18 protein-coding genes and 1 other annotated feature are annotated in these 20928 nt (G+C 48.7%); of the genes, 11 read left to right on the top strand and 7 right to left on the bottom strand.

The genetic code is table 11. The annotated features are described in order from the left end of the window. The first annotated feature begins 244 nt into the window (after window positions 1–244). Window positions 245–1522, top strand: a complete 1278-nt coding sequence (locus EJL91_RS23380; RefSeq protein ID WP_125144381.1) for an MFS transporter — start codon at window positions 245–247, stop codon at window positions 1520–1522. 75 nt (window positions 1523–1597) lie between these two features. On the opposite strand, the gene EJL91_RS23375 is transcribed toward EJL91_RS23380, so the two are convergent. Further along, window positions 1598–2512: a LysR family transcriptional regulator gene (locus EJL91_RS23375; protein WP_125144380.1), complete on the bottom strand. Its 915-nt coding sequence runs from the start codon at window positions 2510–2512 to the stop codon at window positions 1598–1600. A gap of 253 nt (window positions 2513–2765) precedes the next feature. On the opposite strand from EJL91_RS23375, the gene EJL91_RS23370 reads away from it, so the two are divergent. Together EJL91_RS23370 and EJL91_RS23365 are read left to right on the top strand one after the other, a co-directional pair. Next, window positions 2766–4736 (top strand): NAD(P)/FAD-dependent oxidoreductase, encoded by a 1971-nt coding sequence (locus EJL91_RS23370; protein ID WP_125144379.1) that lies wholly within the window; start codon window positions 2766–2768, stop codon window positions 4734–4736. A gap of 81 nt (window positions 4737–4817) precedes the next feature. After that, window positions 4818–6182, top strand: a complete 1365-nt coding sequence (locus EJL91_RS23365) for a sodium:solute symporter family protein (RefSeq protein WP_243125543.1) — start codon at window positions 4818–4820, stop codon at window positions 6180–6182. An 84-nt stretch (window positions 6183–6266) separates the two neighbouring features. On the opposite strand, the gene EJL91_RS23360 is transcribed toward EJL91_RS23365, so the two are convergent. Together EJL91_RS23360 and EJL91_RS23355 are read right to left on the bottom strand one after the other, a co-directional pair. Then, window positions 6267–6920, bottom strand: coding sequence for an SdpI family protein (locus EJL91_RS23360; RefSeq protein WP_125144378.1), 654 nt, complete (start codon window positions 6918–6920; stop codon window positions 6267–6269). Continuing rightward, complete coding sequence (locus EJL91_RS23355) at window positions 6910–7188, bottom strand: autorepressor SdpR family transcription factor (protein WP_125144377.1); 279 nt, start codon at window positions 7186–7188, stop codon at window positions 6910–6912. The genes EJL91_RS23360 and EJL91_RS23355 overlap by 11 nt, the downstream gene beginning before the upstream one ends. Before the next feature lie 369 nt (window positions 7189–7557). Continuing rightward, window positions 7558–7808 (top strand) — a binding site (T-box leader). Between the two features lie 141 nt (window positions 7809–7949). Here EJL91_RS23355 and EJL91_RS23350 point away from each other — a divergent pair. From EJL91_RS23350 to amrS, 3 genes are all read left to right on the top strand, one after another. Further along, window positions 7950–9959 (top strand): 2-isopropylmalate synthase, encoded by a 2010-nt coding sequence (locus tag EJL91_RS23350; protein ID WP_341467051.1) that lies wholly within the window; start codon window positions 7950–7952, stop codon window positions 9957–9959. A gap of 245 nt (window positions 9960–10204) precedes the next feature. Further along, the gene (amrA, locus tag EJL91_RS23345) at window positions 10205–11515 is read left to right on the top strand and encodes an AmmeMemoRadiSam system protein A (protein ID WP_125144375.1); all 1311 of its coding nucleotides are present in this window, start codon (window positions 10205–10207) and stop codon (window positions 11513–11515) included. Continuing rightward, the gene (gene amrS, locus EJL91_RS23340; RefSeq protein ID WP_125144374.1) at window positions 11512–12354 is read left to right on the top strand and encodes an AmmeMemoRadiSam system radical SAM enzyme; all 843 of its coding nucleotides are present in this window, start codon (window positions 11512–11514) and stop codon (window positions 12352–12354) included. Before amrA ends, amrS begins: the two co-directional genes overlap by 4 nt. Window positions 12355–12462: 108 nt before the next feature. On the opposite strand, the gene EJL91_RS23335 is transcribed toward amrS, so the two are convergent. Further along, the gene (locus tag EJL91_RS23335; RefSeq protein ID WP_125144373.1) at window positions 12463–13167 is read right to left on the bottom strand and encodes a DUF1847 domain-containing protein; all 705 of its coding nucleotides are present in this window, start codon (window positions 13165–13167) and stop codon (window positions 12463–12465) included. Between the two features lie 348 nt (window positions 13168–13515). Between EJL91_RS23335 and EJL91_RS23330 the strand changes: the two genes are divergently transcribed. From EJL91_RS23330 to EJL91_RS23320, 3 genes are read left to right on the top strand one after another with little or no spacing between them, the layout of a single operon-like run. Next, the gene (locus EJL91_RS23330; protein ID WP_125144372.1) at window positions 13516–14478 is read left to right on the top strand and encodes a threonine ammonia-lyase; all 963 of its coding nucleotides are present in this window, start codon (window positions 13516–13518) and stop codon (window positions 14476–14478) included. A 29-nt stretch (window positions 14479–14507) separates the two neighbouring features. Beyond that, window positions 14508–14885 (top strand): RidA family protein, encoded by a 378-nt coding sequence (locus EJL91_RS23325; RefSeq protein ID WP_125144371.1) that lies wholly within the window; start codon window positions 14508–14510, stop codon window positions 14883–14885. 4 nt (window positions 14886–14889) lie between these two features. Continuing rightward, on the top strand, window positions 14890–15738 hold the full coding sequence (locus EJL91_RS23320; protein WP_125144370.1) for a MurR/RpiR family transcriptional regulator: 849 nt from the start codon (window positions 14890–14892) through the stop codon (window positions 15736–15738). A 162-nt stretch (window positions 15739–15900) separates the two neighbouring features. Here EJL91_RS23320 and EJL91_RS23315 read toward each other — a convergent pair whose 3' ends face one another. Continuing rightward, window positions 15901–16323 (bottom strand): hypothetical protein, encoded by a 423-nt coding sequence (locus EJL91_RS23315; RefSeq protein WP_125144369.1) that lies wholly within the window; start codon window positions 16321–16323, stop codon window positions 15901–15903. Window positions 16324–17149: 826 nt separating this feature from the next. On the opposite strand from EJL91_RS23315, the gene EJL91_RS24730 reads away from it, so the two are divergent. Then, complete coding sequence (locus EJL91_RS24730) at window positions 17150–17314, top strand: hypothetical protein (RefSeq protein WP_164516932.1); 165 nt, start codon at window positions 17150–17152, stop codon at window positions 17312–17314. Between the two features lie 95 nt (window positions 17315–17409). Then, on the top strand, window positions 17410–18513 hold the full coding sequence (locus EJL91_RS23310; RefSeq protein ID WP_125144368.1) for a 5-methyltetrahydropteroyltriglutamate--homocysteine S-methyltransferase: 1104 nt from the start codon (window positions 17410–17412) through the stop codon (window positions 18511–18513). A 107-nt stretch (window positions 18514–18620) separates the two neighbouring features. Here EJL91_RS23310 and EJL91_RS23305 read toward each other — a convergent pair whose 3' ends face one another. Then, window positions 18621–19274, bottom strand: coding sequence for a CatB-related O-acetyltransferase (locus EJL91_RS23305; protein ID WP_125144417.1), 654 nt, complete (start codon window positions 19272–19274; stop codon window positions 18621–18623). A 441-nt stretch (window positions 19275–19715) separates the two neighbouring features. Further along, the gene (locus EJL91_RS23300) at window positions 19716–20573 is read right to left on the bottom strand and encodes a pyridoxamine kinase (protein WP_125144367.1); all 858 of its coding nucleotides are present in this window, start codon (window positions 20571–20573) and stop codon (window positions 19716–19718) included. Window positions 20574–20928 lie beyond the last annotated feature (355 nt).

Here is a 20928-nt window from a genome sequence, read left to right as displayed (position 1 = left end):
GGAAGTCTACCGGAACTGCGGCAGACGCGCAGACTGTGATGCGCGGTTGCTTGTCCGATATATCGTGGGATTGTTCGGTGGCTTTACGGGTCTGATCGGCCGCTTTTTAATATCTGTATATTCAGGCAGGAAACCTTTGAGGGGATCCTGCTTTTTTAATGCCGTCATTTCAGAGCGGAAAAGTGGGGAAGGATGTCAGTTAGAGAGTGGAACTGACAACAGATATGATTATGGAGATTTTAATATGACAGAAAAAAATAACAGGAATAGTGACGAATATAACAGCAGCAACAAATGGAAACAGCGTTTCTTTACAATTACAGCGGGGCAGACGGTTTCGCTGATTGGCAGTTCGGCTGTACAGTTTGCGCTTATCTGGTGGCTGGCCAGTGAGACACAGTCACCGATGATGCTTGGAATTTCAGGACTGGCGGCTTTTCTGCCGATGACGTTTTTAAGTCCTGTGGCAGGAGTGCTGGCGGACCGTTTTAACCGGAAGGCGGTCTGTATCTGCGCGGATCTGTTTATCGGATTGTCTGCCATGGTCTTTGCATGGTTCATGTGGAATTATGACGTTCCCTGCGAATATGCAATCCTGGTCCTCTTTTTAAGGGGAATCGGAGACACCTTTCATCAGCCGTCCATCAGGGCAATTATTCCTCAGCTGGTGCCCTCCGGGAGCCTTGTAAAGGCCAACGGCTGGAGTCAGTTTATGCAGTCAGGAGCCTTTATGCTGGGGCCGGTATTGGGAGCGGCGCTTTTTGCCGCACTGCCGATGCCTCTTGTGCTGCTTACGGATACGCTGGGAGCGGTCATTGCCAGTCTGCTCCTCGGAGCAGTTAAAATACCTCCTGTTGCAAAAGCAGGGGAGGAGAGTGGAAATGGAGAGAAAAAAAACGGGGAAAAAGGAAAATTTTTCAGAGAGCTTAAAGAGGGAGCGGAGGTTTATCTGGAAGATCCTAAGCTTCTGATTCTTATGGCTGCTCAGACATTCAGCATGATTTTTTTCCTTCCGCTGTCCTCCTTCTATCCGCTGATGACCAGCAGCTACTTTAATCTGGGTGCCTGGCATGCCAGCGCAGTGGAATTGTCGTTCGCAGTTGGAATGATGGGTTCCGCCGTACTTCTGGGAAGTGTAATTGAGGTAAAGGATAAGATAAAGACGGCTTACATCGGCCTCTTTGCAATCGGAATCATGTCGGCCCTGTGCGGCCTTACCCCGCCGACCATGTGGGGATGGTGGATGTTCACCTTCTTTTGCGGTCTGCTGGGAGCTAGCGGCAATATACACAGCATTCCTATCGTAGCCTATATGCAGGAGACGATAGCGCCGGAAAAAATGGGCCGGGCCTTTTCGCTTCTGGGAATGGCCGGTTCCCTGGCAATGCCGGTCGGCCTGTTGGTTGCCAGCCCTGCGGCTGAGAAAATAGGCGTGCATATGTGGTTTTTAGTCACAGGAATCGCGATCATCCTGATCACGATTTGTGCATTGGCGGCAAACAGGAAAAAAAGCAGGGAGTAAGTCCCTGAAGAGGTGCAAAAAAGTGCCGGTTTCGCAGACTGTAAATGCGAAACCGGCACTTTTTTGCTCACTTTGTTACTCTTCCCGCCCGGCCTGAAGTTTATGGAAATACTCCAGGAAAAGCTGCAGCGGCCTGCTCATATAGGTGCGGTCGTTCCAGGCGATAATTGGGATCGTCTCTACCGTTACTCCTGCTATCTCCTTCAGATGGATCCGCCTGCAGTCAAACAGCTTGATAATCTCTGCCGGGATAAAGCAGGCGGCCAGCCCCGCGGAGGTGAGCATAATCCGGCTCATGACGCCGCTGCATTCGAATGCCATATTCAGTTCAAAACCGTGCAGGCGGCATTCTTCCTGCAATAAATTTGCATAATCCCAGATATGACGTTCCCGGTCTACGTTTGTGCCGGAGCAAAACGGGATTCCGCGCAGCCGTTCGATGGGAATCTCCTGCTGATCCGGACAGGGATCCATGGTTTCATGGATTGCAAGCATTGATTTTTCTTTGCTTAGTGGGATATAGGGCCAGTTTTTGATATCAGACATGGGGAGACGCAGGCAGACAACATGGACGGTCCCCTGTGCCAGCTGTTCTAACAATTGGCTCGGCACCTGGGGCGTAATTCTAATCATAATATGGGGGTACTGCTTTCGGAAATCCGCCAGATACGGACTCAGATGCGGGAAATCTGTATAGATTGTTCCGACATTAATCTGTCCGTGGACTCCGGATGCCGCTTCACGCACTGCCTCCACCGTATGAAGCAGCTCTTCCTGTATTTTCTTACTCTTTTTGTACAGGACTTCACCGGCGGGAGTCAAATCTACACCATGGTTGGTGCGGACGACCAGCTGACACCCCAGTTCCTCCTCTAAGAGCGTCAATTGCCGGGAAAGAGCCGGCTGGGAGAGAAAAAGTTTCCCTGCGGCCTGGGTGATATTTTTGTTTTCTGCTATGGCGACAAAAACTTTCATCTGCTGTGTGTTCATGAACTACTCCTTTCCCCAAAAGAGTATTTTTAACATGGTATAAGTTATTGTTATGACCAGCGCAAATTTATTGATCTTTTACATTGTAGCAAAGATTTTTTATAATAACAATACAAAAAGGTGCGCGCAGCCAATTTGATTTTTGTGAAAATGCACAAAAAACATTCTAAAGAAAGGAAGTAACTATTCAGGAGCAAATACTCGACGAAGAGGTAACTGCAGAGAAACTGAATAGTTGCGGAAGGAAAAGATTATGTCTTGTGATTATCCACATTTGTTTTCCCCTATCACGATTAATGGGAGACGGGTGCGCAACCGTATTGCAAGCGCACCTATGAGCCACAGGGGAGAGATCCCCAGATATACGCGGCAGGCCCAGGAGTTTTTCAGCAGCATTGCAAGGGGCGGAGCCGGCATTGTTGCAATGGGTGAAGCCGGTGTAGATTCCAGGGTAGATATTTGTCATCCCTATGACTCACATTTAGACCACCCTGTGATCCTTCCCTCCCTGGCAGGCGCTATCGACGCAATCCATCTGTGGGGCGCCCTGGCCTCTGTGGAGCTGGTTCATTCCGGTAACCGTGCACATCCCGATTATATTCCTTCTGAATCTAAAATCATCGGCCCATGTGATATGACTAATCTTTACGGAGCATCCGTCATAGCAATGGATGAGGCAATGATGAATGAGACGGCCGATAAATACGCATACGCCGCTTATATGGCTCAATATGCAGGAATTGACATTATAAATATCCATCTTGGCCACGGCTGGCTGCTTTCCCAATTTTTATCCAACCTGGACAACCACCGTACGGATGAATACGGAGGAAGCCTTGAAAACAGGGCGCGTTTCCCACTTATGGTCATCGACCGTATCCGGCAGAAATGCGGCAGCAGGATGATACTGGAAGTCCGTGTCAGCGGAGAGGAGGCCGTGGACGGCGGGCTCACTAAAGAGGATACCGTAGAGCTGGCAAAAATGCTGGATGATAAAGTAGATATTATCCATATTTCTGCCGGGACCTTCCATCTTACCGACACAGCCTGCCGTATGTTCCCGACGGTTTTTACGCCCAGAGGATGTAACACCCATATCTCCGAAGCCGTGAAAAAAGTCTGTAAGCATGCAGTGGTCGCAGTCGTCGGAGGCCTGAATGACCCGGATATCATGGAAGATGTCCTTGCAAAAGGAAAAGCCGACATCGTTGTCGCTGCCCGGGCATTTCTGGCAGATCCCGACTTCCCGAAAAAAGCACGCACCGGACATGCCGATACAATCGTGCACTGCATGCGCTGTTCGTCCTGCAACAGTGTCGGTTTTATTCCCCATGTACCCTTCTCTTCCGGTACGCTGCGCTGTTCGGTTAATCCGACCCTGGGCCGTGAATTTGAGACAAGCCATCACCAGACCCCGCCGGATACGGTAAAGAAGGTCATGGTTGCAGGCGGCGGTCCCGGCGGCATGGAGGCGGCGCTGACGGCGGCACGCAAGGGGCATCAGGTCACCTTGTTTGAAAAGTCGGACCGCCTGGGCGCCAATCTGTACTATGCGGACGGTATTCCGTTTAAGAGCGATCTGGTTGCATACCGCAAGGGTATTATTGCCAACGTAGAGCAGGCGGAAAACCTGGAAATCAGGCTGAATACACCGGTTACGGCAGAGCTTATAAAAACGGAAAACCCGGACGTCCTGATTGCCGCCTGCGGCGCAGTTCCCGTGATTCCTCCGATCCCGGGCGTGAACCTGCCTATCGTTCATTCCGTCACCGACCTGTTTAAGAAAGAGCTGAGGCCGGGGAAGAATGTAGTGATTATCGGCGGAGGACAGGCTGGATGTGAGGAGGCCCTTGCTCTTGCCGCAAAGGGACACGAGGTTACGATCGTAGAAGTGCAGCCTGAGCTTGCCCGTGAGGCGCACTTTGTATACTGGAAACACCTGCTCCGTGTAATTGCCGGAGAGCCTAATATAACAGCCATGAGCAGCACGCAGGTAAAAGAAATCCTTGATGACGGTGTATTGGTGGCAGGCCCGGATGGAAAGGAAAAACTGCTGTCCGCCGATACGGTCCTGATTGCGACAGGTATGACCGAGGACAACGACATGTTCAGTGAGTGGGATAAACTTGTCCTTGATCTGCGGATTATCGGTGACTGCGAGCGCACTGCCCGTATTATGGAGGCTGTGAGAAGCGGCTATTGTGCGGGGTATTCGATTGATTAACGCTTAGAACGTATCAGGAATGATTTTCCCGATACGTTCCGGGAACTGTGGAAGATATTATCACGACAGAGGGGGTAAAATATGACTATTATCATTGCTGTTTTAGTAGTTTATATGGCTGGTATGCTATATATCGGCTTTAAGGGTAAAAAGTCCCAGTCTATGAATGATTACCTTACCGCCGGCGGAAAAAACGGATTATTTCTTATGGCATGTGCCTATTTGGGCTCAACCGTAGGAAACGGGGTTTTCGTGGGCGGCGCCCAAAATGGTTTTAATTACGGTATCGGAGGCCTGTGGTTTGGCATTGGTTCCGTACTGTCACTGGTGCTTTTCGGCTTAGTTATGTCAAAGGCGCTTCACCGCAGGGGTGTCATTACAATTCCCCAGTTAATCATGAACCGTTACAACAGTAAAACAGCGGCAGTTATTATCGCGCTGCTTGCAATCTCATGCAGCCTTGGAATCATGGCTTCCCAATTCCTGGCCGGCGCGGCGCTTTTCAGCTCTCTGGGACTGAACCCCAAGCTCGGTATTATTTTACTTGGTGTAGTTGTTATTCTTTACTGTGGATTCTCCGGAATGTGGGGCGTTGTTATGACCGACTCCATTCAGGCTATCGTAATGCTGTTCGGAGCATGCTTCTGTATTATTACCATTGCAATGAAAGGAGGATTTGACACGATTTCGGCAGCGCTTCCTCCAAGTAATTTCGAGGCGGTTCCATTTGACACGGAAACTTTCTTAATGATGCTGGCGCCCAGCGCTTTAATCGGTTTAATTTCCGGCCCGTCTTTCCAGAGAAATGCATCATGTAAAGATGAGAAAACTGCGTTCTGGGCGCCGATTATCGGCGCCGTTGCCTCACTGCCTTTTGTCGTTATTCCCGTTATTATCGGTATGTACGGGAAAGCACTTTTTCCGGATGCGGAGAGCGCTTCCATCTTGTTTATGGTAGTTCTGGATGCATGTCCTCCTATTCTGGCAGGCCTTATGCTTGCGGCAATTCTGGCAGCGGTCATGTCGACCGTGGATATTATTATACTGAACATCTCTGCAAACTTGGTTCATGATATCTATGCAGGCATTATCAACCCGAAGGCGGATGAGAAGAAGCTCAGTAAAATTACGGTGGCAGTTACCTTTGCCGTTGGAATCTGCGGCCTCATTATTTCTCTGCAGTTTTCTAACATCATTTCCCTGCTTTCGTCCGCATATTCGCTCCAGAATGCAGGATCCCTGGTAATGGTTCTCGGCGCTCTGTATTGGAAGAAAGGAACCAAGGAAGGGGCGGTTGCAGGAGCGCTGGGCGGCGTTGCCGTTGTATTACTGTCCAAGTTCGGCGTGCCGGTTCCGTATGTTTCACTGACGCCGTTTATTCCGTCGCTGATTATCTATGTTGCCGTCAGTCTTTTTACACAGAAAAAAGAGCTTGTAAATCAGTAAGGACGGCAGACAAAAAGAAGCCCTTCGGATTTGATATCAAGATTCCGAAGGGCTTCTTTTTAATGATTTGTTCAGATTTATGTTTTAATCAGATTTTTCTGCCTTTTGGCGCCACCAGACGTATGACATAATACAGGGAATCGCCATACTGCCCAGCAGGAGAGCCATGATAATATATTTACCGCGGTGATCGGTCATGGACCAGCCGAAAATCAAAGACAGGGCCCCGGCCGCAAACATGGTCTTGCCTCCCAGCCGGTGGGTTTTTCTCCAGATTTCATCGTCAGATAAGGTCCAGGGCGTTTTGATCCCCATGTAGAAATTACTCCTTGTCTTTGGCAGGACGTTGCCCAGGAACATGAAGAGGATTCCAACAATGATCGTAACAATTCTGCCTACCGAAATATGGCCGGGAAAGAATGATTCGCTCAGTGTGATTCCCAGCATCACAAGCAGAAAAAACTGCATGAAAATACAGAAGGAGTCGTAATATGGCGCAAATTTTAAATAGTTCCTTTTGCGGGGATCAATTTTAGGCATATAGTCAAATAAAAAGGCAAGGAACGGGAGCAGGCCGCAGCATAGCCAGATGGTTGTTTTTGGGCTATAGGTTACGGTACCGTTATATCCCCAGTTTGTGGGAATCTTATCTGGAAGCCACGGATACAGGGCGGCCGTTATGAGAATGCCCAACACGGCAAGGGCGTAGTTTAATATTCTGAGTTTCTTATTTTTCATCTGATGTCTCCCCTTTCAATGTTAATATCCAGTTCATAATATCGTCCATGACGGTCGTATTGAGGGAATAGTAAATATATTTCCCGCTTTTCTCGTCGTCAATCAGGCCTGCCGATTTGAGGATAGACAGGTGGTGGGAAATCGTTGCGCCCGTCATCTGAAAATGTTCCACAATATCGCCTGCCGCCATGGCTCCGTCTTTCAGCAGGTTCAGGATTTCACGCCTGGTGGGATCGGACAATGCTTTAAAGGTGTCTCCAAAGGCCATAAATACCTCCCTTCCGTTGACCCTGCCCGGAGGCTGTCGCCGGGGCAGTTAGGAGTGTTTCATTTAGACGTTTAGAAAAACATCTAAATGTATTTCTGCCTAAAGGATAGCATGCCTTGATAAGATAGTCAATACGTTTCCGGAATTTTGTGTTTCCTGTATTTGGAAATTTGTTGAGGCGTCCGAATTCATCAATCCATTTGGATGGTAAGCTCGGAGCCGCGCAGGATGTAGTGGAGTGATTTTCTCCATAAAATCCTGAAAAGATAAAATAAATCAAGAAAATTGATTAAATTCGTACCTTGTAAGCAGAAATGAAGTGTGTTAACATTTATAAAGCAACAGAAATTAGCAGCAAAAATTGAATAGAATAAAGCGAAGAAGAGGAAGAGTAATTGTTTTTACGGAAAATGCAGAGAGCTGCCGGGTGGTGCGAGGCGGTCGGGGAGAAACAGTGAACTGGCCTCAGAGCAGCCGGCTGAAGGTTCTATAGGGATTGGGTAGGTGCGGACGGAATTCCCGCCGTAGAAAGGGGAATGGCATGAAGTGCCAGTGAGGGCATGGCGATTGGGCCGTGAAATAGAGTGGTACCGCGTATATGATTACATTGCGTCTCTATAAAAATGTTTCGGGTAAACATTTTTATGGGGACTTTTTTTGAGCGGCAATGAGAAGTTCGAAAAGTGCGCTTTTCGCTGTTCGGAAAAGTTCCCCAGAAGTTCTCAGGAATTATCGATAACCATATAAGGGAGGAAATGAAAATGAATGTAAATGTAGCGGAAAAGTATGGTAAATCTTATTTTATGCCCCCGGTCGTTACTTACGACTGGGTGAAAAAAGATTATATTGATAAAGCGCCGATCTGGTGCAGCGTGGATTTGCGCGATGGAAACCAGGCTCTTGTGGAGCCGATGGGGCTGAGTGAAAAGCTGGAGTTTTTCAAAATGCTCGTAGAGGTTGGATTTAAGGAGATTGAGGTCGGTTTTCCGGCCGCTTCCGATACGGAATACCAGTTTATCAGGGCTCTTATCGAGCGGAACATGATTCCGGACGATGTGACGATCCAGGTGCTGACCCAGGCGAGAGAACATATTATCAAAAAGACATTTGAGGCGGTAAAGGGCGCTCCCCACGCTATCGTGCATCTTTACAATTCCACATCTGTCGCACAGAGGGAACAGGTATTTAAGAAGGGACGCGACGAGGTTAAAAAGATAGCAGTGGACGGCGCGGTGCTTTTAAAGAGCCTGGCCGATGCGACGGAGGGTAACTTTACATTTGAATACAGTCCGGAGAGTTTCCCGGGAACAGAGGTCGACTATGCGGTGGAGGTCTGCAATGCAGTCCTGGATGTCTGGAAACCGACACCCGGGAAAAAGGTCATTATCAATATTCCCACTACAGTCCAGATCGCCATGCCTCACGTATTTGCCTCACAGGTTGAATATATCCATAAAAATTTAAAATACAGGGACAGCGTGGTTCTCAGCGTGCATCCCCACAATGACAGAGGCTGCGGAATCAGCGACGCGGAGATGGGAGTGCTGGCCGGTGCGGACCGTATAGAAGGAACGCTCTTTGGAAACGGTGAGAGGACGGGTAACGTGGATCTTGTCACAGTTGCAATGAACATGTTCTGCCACGGCGTGGAGCCGAAATTGGATTTTAGCAATATCGCAAAAGTCAGGGAGACATATGAGACCCTGACCGGCATGAAGGTTTATGAGAGGACGCCGTATGCGGGCGATCTTGTATTTACCGCATTTTCCGGTTCTCATCAGGACGCTATTTCCAAAGGCATGTCCTGGAGAGAAGAAGGAAAGAGCGGAGAGAGGTGGGATGTTCCGTATCTGCCTATCGATCCGGCCGATGTCGGACGTGAGTATGAGTCTGATGTCATCCGTATCAACAGCCAGTCCGGTAAGGGCGGAGTCGCATTTATCCTGAAACAGAACTTTGGCATCGATGTGCCGGATAAGATGCGTGAGGAGGTAGGCTACCTGGTGAAGGGAGTTTCCGACAGAAAGCATCAGGAACTGGCTCCCGCGGAGATTTACCAGATTTTCGAGGATCATTATATCGCACCGAGAAATATTTTCAATATTACCGACTATGATTTCAGACAGACCGAGGAAGGTATCGCAGCACAGGTGACAATCGAGCAGAATAAGGAAAGACGCGTGATTGAGGCCACAGGAAACGGCCGGTTGGATGCCGTCAGCAATGCAATTAAACTTTATTTCGGCCTGAGCTATGAACTGAGTATTTACGAAGAGCATGCCGTTTCCAGAGGTTCCTCCTCCAAGGCCGCTTCCTACGTGGGTATTATGAACCAGGGTAATATGTTCTGGGGCGTTGGCATTGATGAGGATATTATTATAAGCTCCATTGAGGCGCTTGTCTCAGCCGCCAATAAACTGGCCGCCAGCCAGAACGTGAAAGAGGGCCGGGAAGAGAGAATCGTTGATATTATGAAATATGTACAGAGCCATTACTGCGACGTGACTCTGGAGAATCTGGCGGAAAGTTTTAATTTGTCAAAACCGTATCTGTCCAGATATATCAGACAGAAATCGGGAATGACCTTCCAGGAAGCCGTCAAAAAGGCGAGACTTAAAAAGGCAAGAAAAATGCTGAAAGAGTCGAACCAGTCGGTGGAATCCATTGCGGAGACCGTCGGATATGAGACGGTGGAACATTTTAACCGTTTGTTTAAGAAGACATATGATATGACCCCTGGCCAGTACAGGGCACAGAGCCGCAGTGTATAACCCTTCTGCCGACGGCAGAATAACACGATGAGTGTTACAGTTCTCTGCACCGCCACTTGCCGGCAGGGGAGTCAACTATAACAATATTAGACAGGGGAGCCCTCCTCGTCTATACTCCCCCATGCAGGACACCAAATTCTTGATGTTCTGTGTGGGGGAGTTTTGGTTGAATAATATTGCAATCGGTGTTATCGTAAAAATATAAGAACAAACAGGGTGTGCATATCACAAAAGGAGGGTGCCATATGGCGGTAGCAGGAGCATTTATTGTACCTCATCCTCCCCTTATCCTGCCGGATATAGGGAGAGGGGAAGAGCGGAGAATTCAGAAAACCATTGATTCCTACCGGGAGATTGCGAAGGAGGCCGCCGCCATGCATCCGGAAACGGTGGTCATTCTTTCGCCGCACAGTGTCATGTACCGGGACTATTTCCATATCTCCCCGGGTACGCGGGCAAAGGGGGATTTCGGCCTTTATGGATATCCGGAGTTACAGATTGGCGGTATTTATGACACGGAGTTTGCCGCGGAGCTTTGCGGCCTTGCCGAGGAGAAGAATATCGCGGCAGGGACGGAAGGGGAGAGAGGACGGGAGCTCGACCATGCCACAATGATACCGCTCTATTTCCTGAACAGGGAGATGAAGGATTTTAAGCTGGTCAGGATTGGTCTTTCGGGTCTTCCGTTTGAGGAACATTTCAGGCTGGGACGCTGTATTGCAGAGGCGGCGGGGCGGCTTAACCGGCGGATTGTGGTAATTGCCAGCGGTGATCTTTCACACTGCCTGCTGGACAGCGGCCCTTACGAATACACAAAAGAGGGACCGGAGTACGACCGGAGAGTAACTGAAATCATGGCGGGGGGAGAGCTGCACCGGATGCTTGAATTCACGGAAGAATTCTGCGGGAAAGCGGGAGAATGCGGTCATCGCGCCTTTTGTATCATGGCCGGATGCCTGGAAGGAAAGACACTTCGCTCACGTCTCCTGTCATATGAGGGGCCGTTTGGAGTGGGTTACGCGGTGGCCGCATTTCAGGACGCCTATGTGGCGCTGGCCAGGGAATCCCTGACCTGTTTTCTGGAGAACGGCCGGGAAATGCAGGAACCGGAACTGGCATCCTTTAAAGTGCCGGAGGAGATGCTTAAAACCCGGGCCGGAGTATTTGTTTCCCTGAAAAAGGACGGGGAACTGCGTGGATGTATTGGGACAATCCAGGGAGTACAAAAGAATGTGGCGCTTGAAATCATCGATAATGCGGTGAGCGCCGGAATCTATGATCCCAGATTCCCGGAGGTAAAAAGAGAGGAACTTCCTGAAATTATCTGCACCGTGGATGTGCTGGGGACGGCTGAATCCGTTTCCTCGTTGAAGGAACTGGATGTAAAGCGATACGGCGTCATTGTGAGCAGCGGGCGGAGAAAGGGACTCCTCCTTCCAAACCTGGAAGGGGTTGATACGGTGGAACAGCAGATTTTTATCGCCCTTAAAAAAGCCGGAATCGACTGGGAAGAAGACTATGGACTGGAACGGTTTGAGGTGGTGAGACATTATTGAAAACAGCCTGTAATGTATGCGCAAACCACTGCATGCTGGAAGAAGGCCGGACAGGCATGTGCAAGGTGAGATATAACCGGGGCGGAACGATTAAAAGCAATGCCTATGGAAAAGTAACTTCAGTTTCGCTGGATCCGATTGAAAAGAAACCGCTCCATTATTTTTATCCGGGGAGCCGCATCTTGTCACTTGGAAGCTACGGCTGCAACTTTTCCTGCCCTTTCTGCCAGAACCATGAGATTTCCATGGCGGGAGAGGAGGAGATTTTGAGAGGAGAGCTGCCTATCCGTCATCTGAGCCCGGAGGAGGCGGTGAAAATGGCGCTGGAAAGCCGTGATTTTGGAAATATCGGGCTTGCCTATACGTATAACGAGCCTTTGATCAATTATGAGTATGTGAGGGACTGTTCGATCCTTGCCCGGGAAATGGGACTTAAAAATGCCGTCATCACAAACGGTTCGGCTTCCGGAGAAGTGCTGGATGAAATTCTTCCGTGGATTGATGCCTTCAATGTGGATTTAAAGGGATTTACCCCGGAGTTTTACCGGATGGTGCACGGCAGCCTGGAGGATGTGAAGCGGTTCATCGTCACCGCGGCCGGGAAAAGCCATGTGGAAGTGACTACGCTTGTAATTCCGGGACTCAATGATTCGGAGGAAGAGATAGAGAAACTGGCCCGGTGGCTTGCATCGGTCCGGCCGGATATCCCGCTTCATCTGAACCGTTTTTTCCCCAGATACAGGATGACGGACCGTGAGGCGACAAACATTGAGACACTGCTCCGGCTGGCGGATACAGCCAGGAGCCATCTGAGGTTTGTGAAGGTGGGAAACTGCTGAATGATGGTAATTAAAAAAGACGGGCCCCGGCGGCTATAAAACAGCTGCCGCGCACCGTCTTTTCTTTATACCGGATTAGCCGCGCATGGATTCTGCCTCTTAAGAATCCTATTTATATAGCTTATCATAATAATGGCAGTAAAGCGCCGCCACGGGATTATGTGCCAGAATACGGTCTTTTGCAATCAGCGTTGTGACGGGAGCTTCGGAGTGCTTATTGAAGAGTGCGTCATGGCCGACGCAGAGGCCGATGACAATATTCAAATCAGTGCCAGCCCGGTTCAGATAGCGGGCCTGGAGAACGGGATTGCACATAGGCTCAAACTGGTTTGGATGAATTTTATCTTCCTCGGCAAGACCCATCTCCTTCTTATCACGGCTGCCCACCTTACAGATTACGCTTACATAATCAATTTCGTTTTTCTTAAGTATCCTGGCAAATGTTTTAGCCTCATTGATCAGTCCGGAGCAGGTAGCAATTCCCACGCGTTTTGCCCCAATAGCTTTGATAAAGAGGACGGTCTCCTCCACCCGGGTCTTCTGGCAGTAGTAATTTCCCTCGATTTTAGCGGAAGCTCTCGCCATCCTTCCGTCGATCGCGTCGGATGCGTAAAGAGAAGCAATCTCGTCCAGCTCGTCCCTGTCGGCCTGTTCGGTCAGGCAGAACGGCGGGTAACTGCCGTCTTCAGTTCCGCAGCCTAAAAGACCGCAGTCCGTGCAGGTGTGGAGCTTGGGAACATGACATGTATCCGAAGCCGGGGAATCGTTTTGAACCGGTGTCTGCGGCGTGTTCTTTCTTTCGGTGTTATCCATATGTGACAGCCTCCTTTGAATTTAAAGATGTCTTTTCATTCAGTATATATGGCAGGGGTGGGGGTGTCAAATAGAATTGTTGCGGGGAAGGAGGCCGGTTTTTGATGAATGCACTGCTGGAAGTAAGAGAACTTAAAAAGTATTTTAAAACACCGAAGGGGATGCTGCGTGCAGTGTAACAGTGTAATTTGCAGTGCAAATTACAGAAACAGCTTCTTGACAGATGCCGATAAAAAGGATAAAATAAATATTATCATTTATTATTTTGAAAAATAACTAGTAATATTTTTTAAATTTCCAAATAACAATACTATGCTAATCAAGCAGCAATGAAAGGAGTCAATTACCATGTTTGGAATCGAAGAAATCCAGGCGGCAAGGGAGCGTCTTGCTCCCTATATTTACCAGACGCCGGTGATTCATCTGCAGAATCTGGATGAAACATTGGGATGTCAGGTGTATATCAAGCCGGAGTGCATGCAGCGCACGAACTCATTTAAAATCAGGGGCGCCCTGAATAAGATGCTGACGCTGCCGAAGGAGGAGCTGAAAAACGGAGTGGTAGCCGCATCCTCGGGAAACCACGGCAAAGGGGTGGCGTTTGCGGCAAAACTTCTGGGAGTGAAGGCAACCATCGTCATACCGGACAATGCACCGCAGGTGAAGGTTGACGGAATCAGGAATCTGGGAGCCGAGGTGGTCCAGTGCAAACTGAGCGAACGCCATGTCATCGCCGGACAGCTCAGTGAAAAGTACGGTTATACGATCATCCATCCCTATGATGATTATCAGATTATTGCAGGCCAGGGAACCCTGGGACTCGAGATTGCCGAGCAGCTTCCCGACGCCGATTTTGTGGTTGTACCAATCGGAGGCGGAGGCCTGATTGGAGGCGTGAGCACTGCGGTTAAGTCAGAGATTCCGGGAGCCAGGGTAATCGGCGCAGAGCCTGCCGCCCTCCGCAGATATGCGAAAAGCGTGGAGGCAGGTGAGCGGGTAAACCTGGAGGAGCAGAGATCGGTTGCCGATGCGCTGCTGACCCAGAAACCGGGCGAGAAAAATTATCCGATTGTCACTGCTAATGTAGAAGGTTTTGTGGGAGTAAAAGATGAATTCATGTTAAAGGCAATGAAGCTTCTTCTCATGGAAGGGAAAATTCTGGCCGAGCCGTCCTCTTGTATTGGGATTGGCGCGGCGCTCCAGGGTGAACTGAAAAAGTGGAATGTGAAAGAGTCGGACAGGGTCTGCTTTGTTGTTTCAGGCGGCAATGTAGGACTGGATCAGATAAAGAAGCTTGAATCAATCTGCTAAATACTTATAATTAAGGAGGTAATATCAAAATGAAACAGGTATTTAATGAGAACAGCCCATCGGGACACTATACACCGGGAATGATCAGCAACGGAACGCTATACATATCGGGTCAGACATCCGCCGATCCGGCGACGGGGCTGCCGGCAGAAGGCGGTATTGAGGCAGAGACGAGGATGGCGCTCGGAAAGATGGAGAGCGTGCTGAACGCAGCCGGGTGTACAAAAGAAGACGTGGTAATGTGCCGTATTTATGTCAGTTCCATGGATTACTGGGGTGACGTAAACAAGGTTTACAGCGAATTTTTCGGAGCGCACAAACCGGCCAGAATTGTGCTTCCGGTTGGAAGACTGAACAAAGGCTGCCTCCTGGAGCTGGAGGCTACCGCAGAAGTGAAAGCGGAGTAGACCGGTGCGGCTTGAAGAAATTGCCGGGACGGTAAAACTGTCCAAAAAAGAACAGCTTGTTTTTGATTATCTCCTGGCCCACAGGAATGAGGCAGCCGTCATGACTTCCATGGAGCTGGCCGCTGCGTCGGGAGTAGGGGACACCTCGGTAATCCGTCTGGCTAAAACACTGGGGTTTGAAAACTTCAGGAGCTTCCGCCGTTTCCTTCAGGAAGACGCCCTGACGGTAAAACAGGCCATCAGCCGTTCCAGACTTCCCTATGAGAAGATTAAGAACGCTGACCGTCTTACGCCGGAGGAAATTCCCGACGCGGTCAGGAGGCAGCACGCCAGCCGCGCTGCCTGCGATCAGGTGGAAAACGGGAATGAAAAGTATTTAAAAATCGCCGGGATGCTTTTAAAAGCCGAAAAAAAATATATTGCCGGATTCAGAAATACGGCCGGCCTTGCCGATTACTTTACAACGGTGCTGTCCCATATCCTGAAGGATGTCAGAAACGTCAATCGCAGGGATGGGTTTGAAGATGAGGCAATGGATATGGGGGAGAAAGACGTCCTGATCCTGTTCAGCCTCCCGCGTTATTCGGGCCATGCCCTGACGGTAGCGGAGATGGCGCACAGAGCGGGCTGTCCTGTGATTGTATTTACGGACAGTGTGACGTCCCCGGTGGCGGAGAACGCCGAAGTTACGGTCGTAAACCAGGTGGATTCATTCAGCTTCGCCAACTCGATATCCTCACTGGCGCTGTCGATGGAAATCATCGTGACACTGACGGGGAAGATGAGTGGGAAAGAAGGCAGAAAGCGGCTGGAAAAACTGGATGAATATATGACAAAGACAGGATTGTATTAAAAATCCGTAACGGAAAAAACATAACAAAAAGGACTGCATGCGGGGGCAGTCCTTTTTGTTATAGTAGAGGGATTTTCTGTTTATGGGGGCATTAGAGCTTTTTGCATGATATGGCCGGGGTGTTATTAATGCCAATATCCCGGCCTCAGAATATGCCGATTTTTATTTTGCCTTTTCAATGTTTGTAACAATACAGTCGGTATCATGGTCGGCCGGGTCTCCGCCTTCATAGGAGACAGTGATTTTATCACCTTCCTTAAAACCGGCCAGGGCACTTTCATCATCAATGCTGAATGCATAGGATTCTTTGTCTTCATCGGAAATGATAAGGAACATAAACCCTTTATTTTCTTCCAGCGTGCCGGTCATCTGTCCGCTTTCTTTGGAATCGGATGAGATGATTGTATCATCTGCATCATTTTCCTCAACCGCTTCTGTTTCTTCATTAGCCGTAGATGCTGCTGTTTCGGCAGACGTAGTTACCGGCGGCTTAGAAATTTCGTTTTTTTTACCCCCACATGCGGTTGCGGTTGCCATAACAGCAACGGCCAGTAGGGATAAGATAATTAATTTACTTTTCTTCATAGGTAATTTCCTCCTCTTGTGTTATTCAGAGATTAGACGGGCGGGGAGGGGGAAAAGTTTCAGGGAAAAAAATTAATTGAGATGTGAGGACGCCTCTGAAAGACGGCGGACGGGGTGGTGGGAGGATGTGTATGAGTCTTCAGTCCCGGTTTGTAGGTTGTGGTGAGGGGGAATCCAGGAGAAAAAATTCCTGCGGGGACTCGCTTTCGCTTGTGGAATGCGCAGCGGATGCTAGCTTCGTGAGAAACCTGCCACCGCACGCTTTTGCACTAAGCTCGATAGGACCTCGCTAAGTGCTCAATGTGTCAGCAAGCACCGGCGGATTCCAAGGTCTCCCTTCGGAAAGTTTTCTCCTTCCTTCCCCGGGCAGGTTGTCGGCGGGACTGAAGACTCAGCGAAGGGTATTGCCCCGTCCGCCGGCTTCAGGGGCTGATTGTCTCTTTCGTCAAGTGGGGGAGAGATATTGTCGCGGCCACTATATAGCCGTGATTCTTTTACATTTTAACGGCATCGTGGGCTGCATAAAAAGAAGAGCAGAATAAACACTCTAAGATTATAAGACTATAAGTATATAAGTTTACATAGTGTCATAGTGAACAGGAGGCAGGTTTCAAGCATCCTGAGAAACGTAGTGGCAGCGACAAGCGCCTCCCCCATTGAAGGAATAGGACAAATCAGCCGCCGCAGGCCGGGGCCGGGCAGACGTCTGGGCTGAGTCTTTCGTCCTGGCCATAACCTTCCTGCGGGGAAGCAGGGAGAAAAAGATTCCGGAGGGAACCTGGAGTTCATTGGTACTTACCGAGGTTTTTTCGAGGTTAGTACCATTATGTACTCCAACGAGCGCGAGCGTTTCCTGCAGGAACTTTTTCTGCCCGGATTCCCCGCCCGCGACACCCTGACGCCCGGGACGAAAGACTCATCGATCCCCCTCACCACCCCGGCCCCTGGCCTGACGGCGGCGTCCCCATTTCTCAATCAAATCCCCATTTGAAAAGAGCGCAGATTAGTGATAAAATAAATTATATTTTGCACATGAAAAAACTGGAAATAACATGGATTCTTATAAAAACTCACGGAGGTATTCAAATGTTAAACATTAAGTACGACATCGTAGGCTCATTTTTAAGACCCGCGCAGATTAAGACGGCGAGAAAACAGTTTTCAGAAGGAGAAATAACGCTGGCGGAGCTGCGGAAGATTGAGGATGCGGCTATTTCTGAGCTGGTCGAAAAAGAGGTTTCCCATGGTCTTAAGTTTGTGACCGACGGTGAGTACCGACGCAGATGGTGGCACCTGGACTGGCTCAAGGAGTTTGACGGTTTTACGACAAAGCATCTGGATAAGGAACGCAACGGCGTGGTAAACCATATTGAGCTGGGATATATCAGCGGAAAAATTTCCTATAACCCCGAACGTACCCATGCGGAAATCGAGGCCTTTGATTTTCTTCTCAAAGAGGCTGGGAAGTACCCGGGTATTACTGCCAAGAAGTGCATTTCAGGACCGAATATGATTCTGGTGGACAACTATCTGCAGATGGGAATCAAGGAAGTTCCGTATTATGGAAGCGATATCGAAGCGCTGATCGAGGATATTGCCCTTGCATATCAGGGTGCGATTCAGGATTTGTATGCACATGGATGCAGATACCTCCAGATTGATGATACATCCTGGACTTATATGATTGATGAGGATTTCTTAAAGAAGGTGAATTCCCTGGGATATGAGAAAGACGAAGTTTTGGAATGGTTTAAGCGCGTGTCCATAAAAGCTCTTGAAAACAGACCGGCCGATATGGTAATTGCCACACATTTCTGTAAGGGTAATTTCAAGGGGAACCCGCTTTTTTCCGGTTTCTATGATTCCGTGGCTCCGATTATCAGCCAGATTCCTTATGATGGCTTCTTTGTAGAGTATGACGACGAACGGTCCGGTTCTTTTGAGCCGTGGACGGTTTTAAAGGAGACGGACGCCACATTTGTGGCCGGCCTGATTTCTACCAAAAACCCGGTTTTGGAGAGCCATGACGATATTAAGAGAAGATATATGGAGGCAAAAGCCATTGTAGGTGACAACATTGCCCTGTCTCCGCAGTGTGGGTTTGCATCTGTGGAAGAGGGAAACTGTATCGACGAGGAAACCCAGTGGAAAAAGATTGATTTGCTTGTATCATGTAAAGATTTCTTATAGGCGGCATAGATTAAAAAACAAAAGGCGAAAAGCAAAAGGTACCCTGGGGGCAAAACACAGCAGGATTGACTGTGAATTACCGCCGGGGTACCTCTTTTAATGCTCTTTTAATTCTGCAGGTTCTTATATGCTTCTTCTAAAACTGCGATATCGCCGCTTTTCACAGCAGGCAGGAGCAGTTTTATCTGCTCATAGGGCAAATCCCACCATCTGAGTTCTTCCAGTTTTAATATTGTATCCTGGTCATAACGTTTTCTGATTGGCTTTGCCGGCAGCCCTCCTACAATCGTATAGGGCTCGACATCTTTTGTAACAACGGCCCTCGTTCCGATAATCGCTCCGTCGCCGATGTGGACGCCGGACATGATTACGGCTTCGTATCCAATCCAGACGTCATTGCCGATTACAATATCACCCTTGTTGTCCCAGGATGTCCGCACCTCTGAAATGGGAGTATCCCATTCTTCAAAGAACAGAGGAAACGGATAGGTTGAAAGGGAAGCCATCGTATGATTGGCGCTCGTAAATATGAATTTGGCTCCGCAGGCAATGGAACAAAACTTTCCGATTATCAGGCGATCCTGATTAATGGGATAGTGATAGAGTACGTTATTTTTTTCAAAATCAACCGGATCATTTACAAAATCATTGTACATTGTATATGCGCCGACCGATATGCCGGGTTCATTGACAACAGCGTTTAAATAAACGGTTTGCCTGTCACCTGAGCGTGGATATATTTTCTTTGCCGGAATAGACATCATTCATCCTCCTGAATCTGATTATTGTGTTTATGGGTGCTATTCCGGCAGTTGCAATGCATCGTTTCACCTGTGTATCACCAACCTTTTCTATAGGATTCAGTTCATATTACTCTGGTATTATTCTGGTAATATTATACCATATTCACTTCGTGAATACGGTGTCTCCGACGGAATTCAGCGCCCTGAATTTCTGCGGTGGACGCAGAAATCAGCATGCACAGGTATAATGTCCACTTTGTGGACATTATACCATGTTCACTTCGTGAACACGTGTCTCCGACGGAATTCAGCGCCCGGTTTTCTGCGGCGGACGCAGAAACCGGCATGCGCAGGTATAATGTCCACTTTGTGAATATTATACCATATTTCATTCCTTTTGGATATTTGTATATTTTTGGAAATATTTTTATACGGTACACAGCCTGATTTTTGCTTTCTCTATTTCTCTTCTTTTTCTGCCCTGATATGTTCCTCTAACATCGCGCACAGCTTTGGAATCTGGGATTCAAATTCTACGGCGTACCAGCGGGCATTCTCAGCGGTGCTGGTGGCTTCAATACACGTAACTACAAAATCAGCCGCCAGGGAGAGGGCGCTTCCAAGGCTCAGGCCGCGCATCAGTCCTCCGAGAACCGTGGAGGAATATAAATCTCCTGTGCCGTGATAGCTCTGCGGGCAGTGGCGGGTGAAATAGGAGAAGGAGCTGCCGTCCTGATCAAGGTATACGACGCCTAATTTACCCTCCTCGAAGCTGACTCCGGTCAGGACCGCGGTTTTGCAGCCCAGCGCCAGCAGCTTCTCCAGTAGTTCACGGATATAAGCTTCGTCATAAGAGGTCCTATAAGGCATGCCGGTAAGCAGGCAGGCCTCTGTTATGTTCGGCATAATTACGTCGGCTTTTGCACAGACCTTTGCCATCTCCGCCGGAAATCCGCTGTCAAAAGCCGGATAGAGCAGGCCGTTGTCGGCCATGGCCGGATCGACCAGTACGAGGTTGCCGGGTGTGGTAAAACGGTCCAAAAAGCCACATACCTGGGCACACTGTTCGGCTGAGGCAAGATAGCCCGTGTAGATGGCGTCAAATGTAATCTTCTCCTGTTCCCACGCATCTGCGATAGGAGTGATTTGATCCGACAAATCCTTACATGTAAACGTATGGAACATTGTATGGGTAGATAAAACCGCAGTTGGCAGTATTCCGCATTCCACACCCATGGCCGATATAACCGGCAGGGCCACCGTGATGGAACAGCGTCCGACACAGGATATATCCTGAAGAGTTACGATTCTTTTCATTGGCTGACCTCCTGATTTTTTCTTTGATGTTCTTAAACGCACTATAACAAAAACTGGACTGATTTAGAATAACCAGAATTGTAAAAAATAATCAGGTCAGTTTTAGAACAGTCTATTTCACAAATATTAAAAACAAAGCCGAGAAGGATAAATTGATAAAAAGTTGGATAAATCGTCACCTAATTATACGGTAAAATGAAAAAAAATATAAAATTTTGAGATAAAACACGGAAAAACGCCCCGCGGGGTGACGGAAAAAACACGGCCGAGTGGTAATATAATATCACAACAAAGGAACACAGGCCTGTAAATGACTAATTTTCGGAGAAATGCGCATTTCCGGAAAATATGAGGG

The organism is Clostridium transplantifaecale (genome assembly GCF_900626075.1).
GTDB lineage: Bacteria > Bacillota > Clostridia > Lachnospirales > Lachnospiraceae > Otoolea > Otoolea transplantifaecalis.
This window is presented reverse-complemented; position numbering and strand designations above follow the sequence as displayed.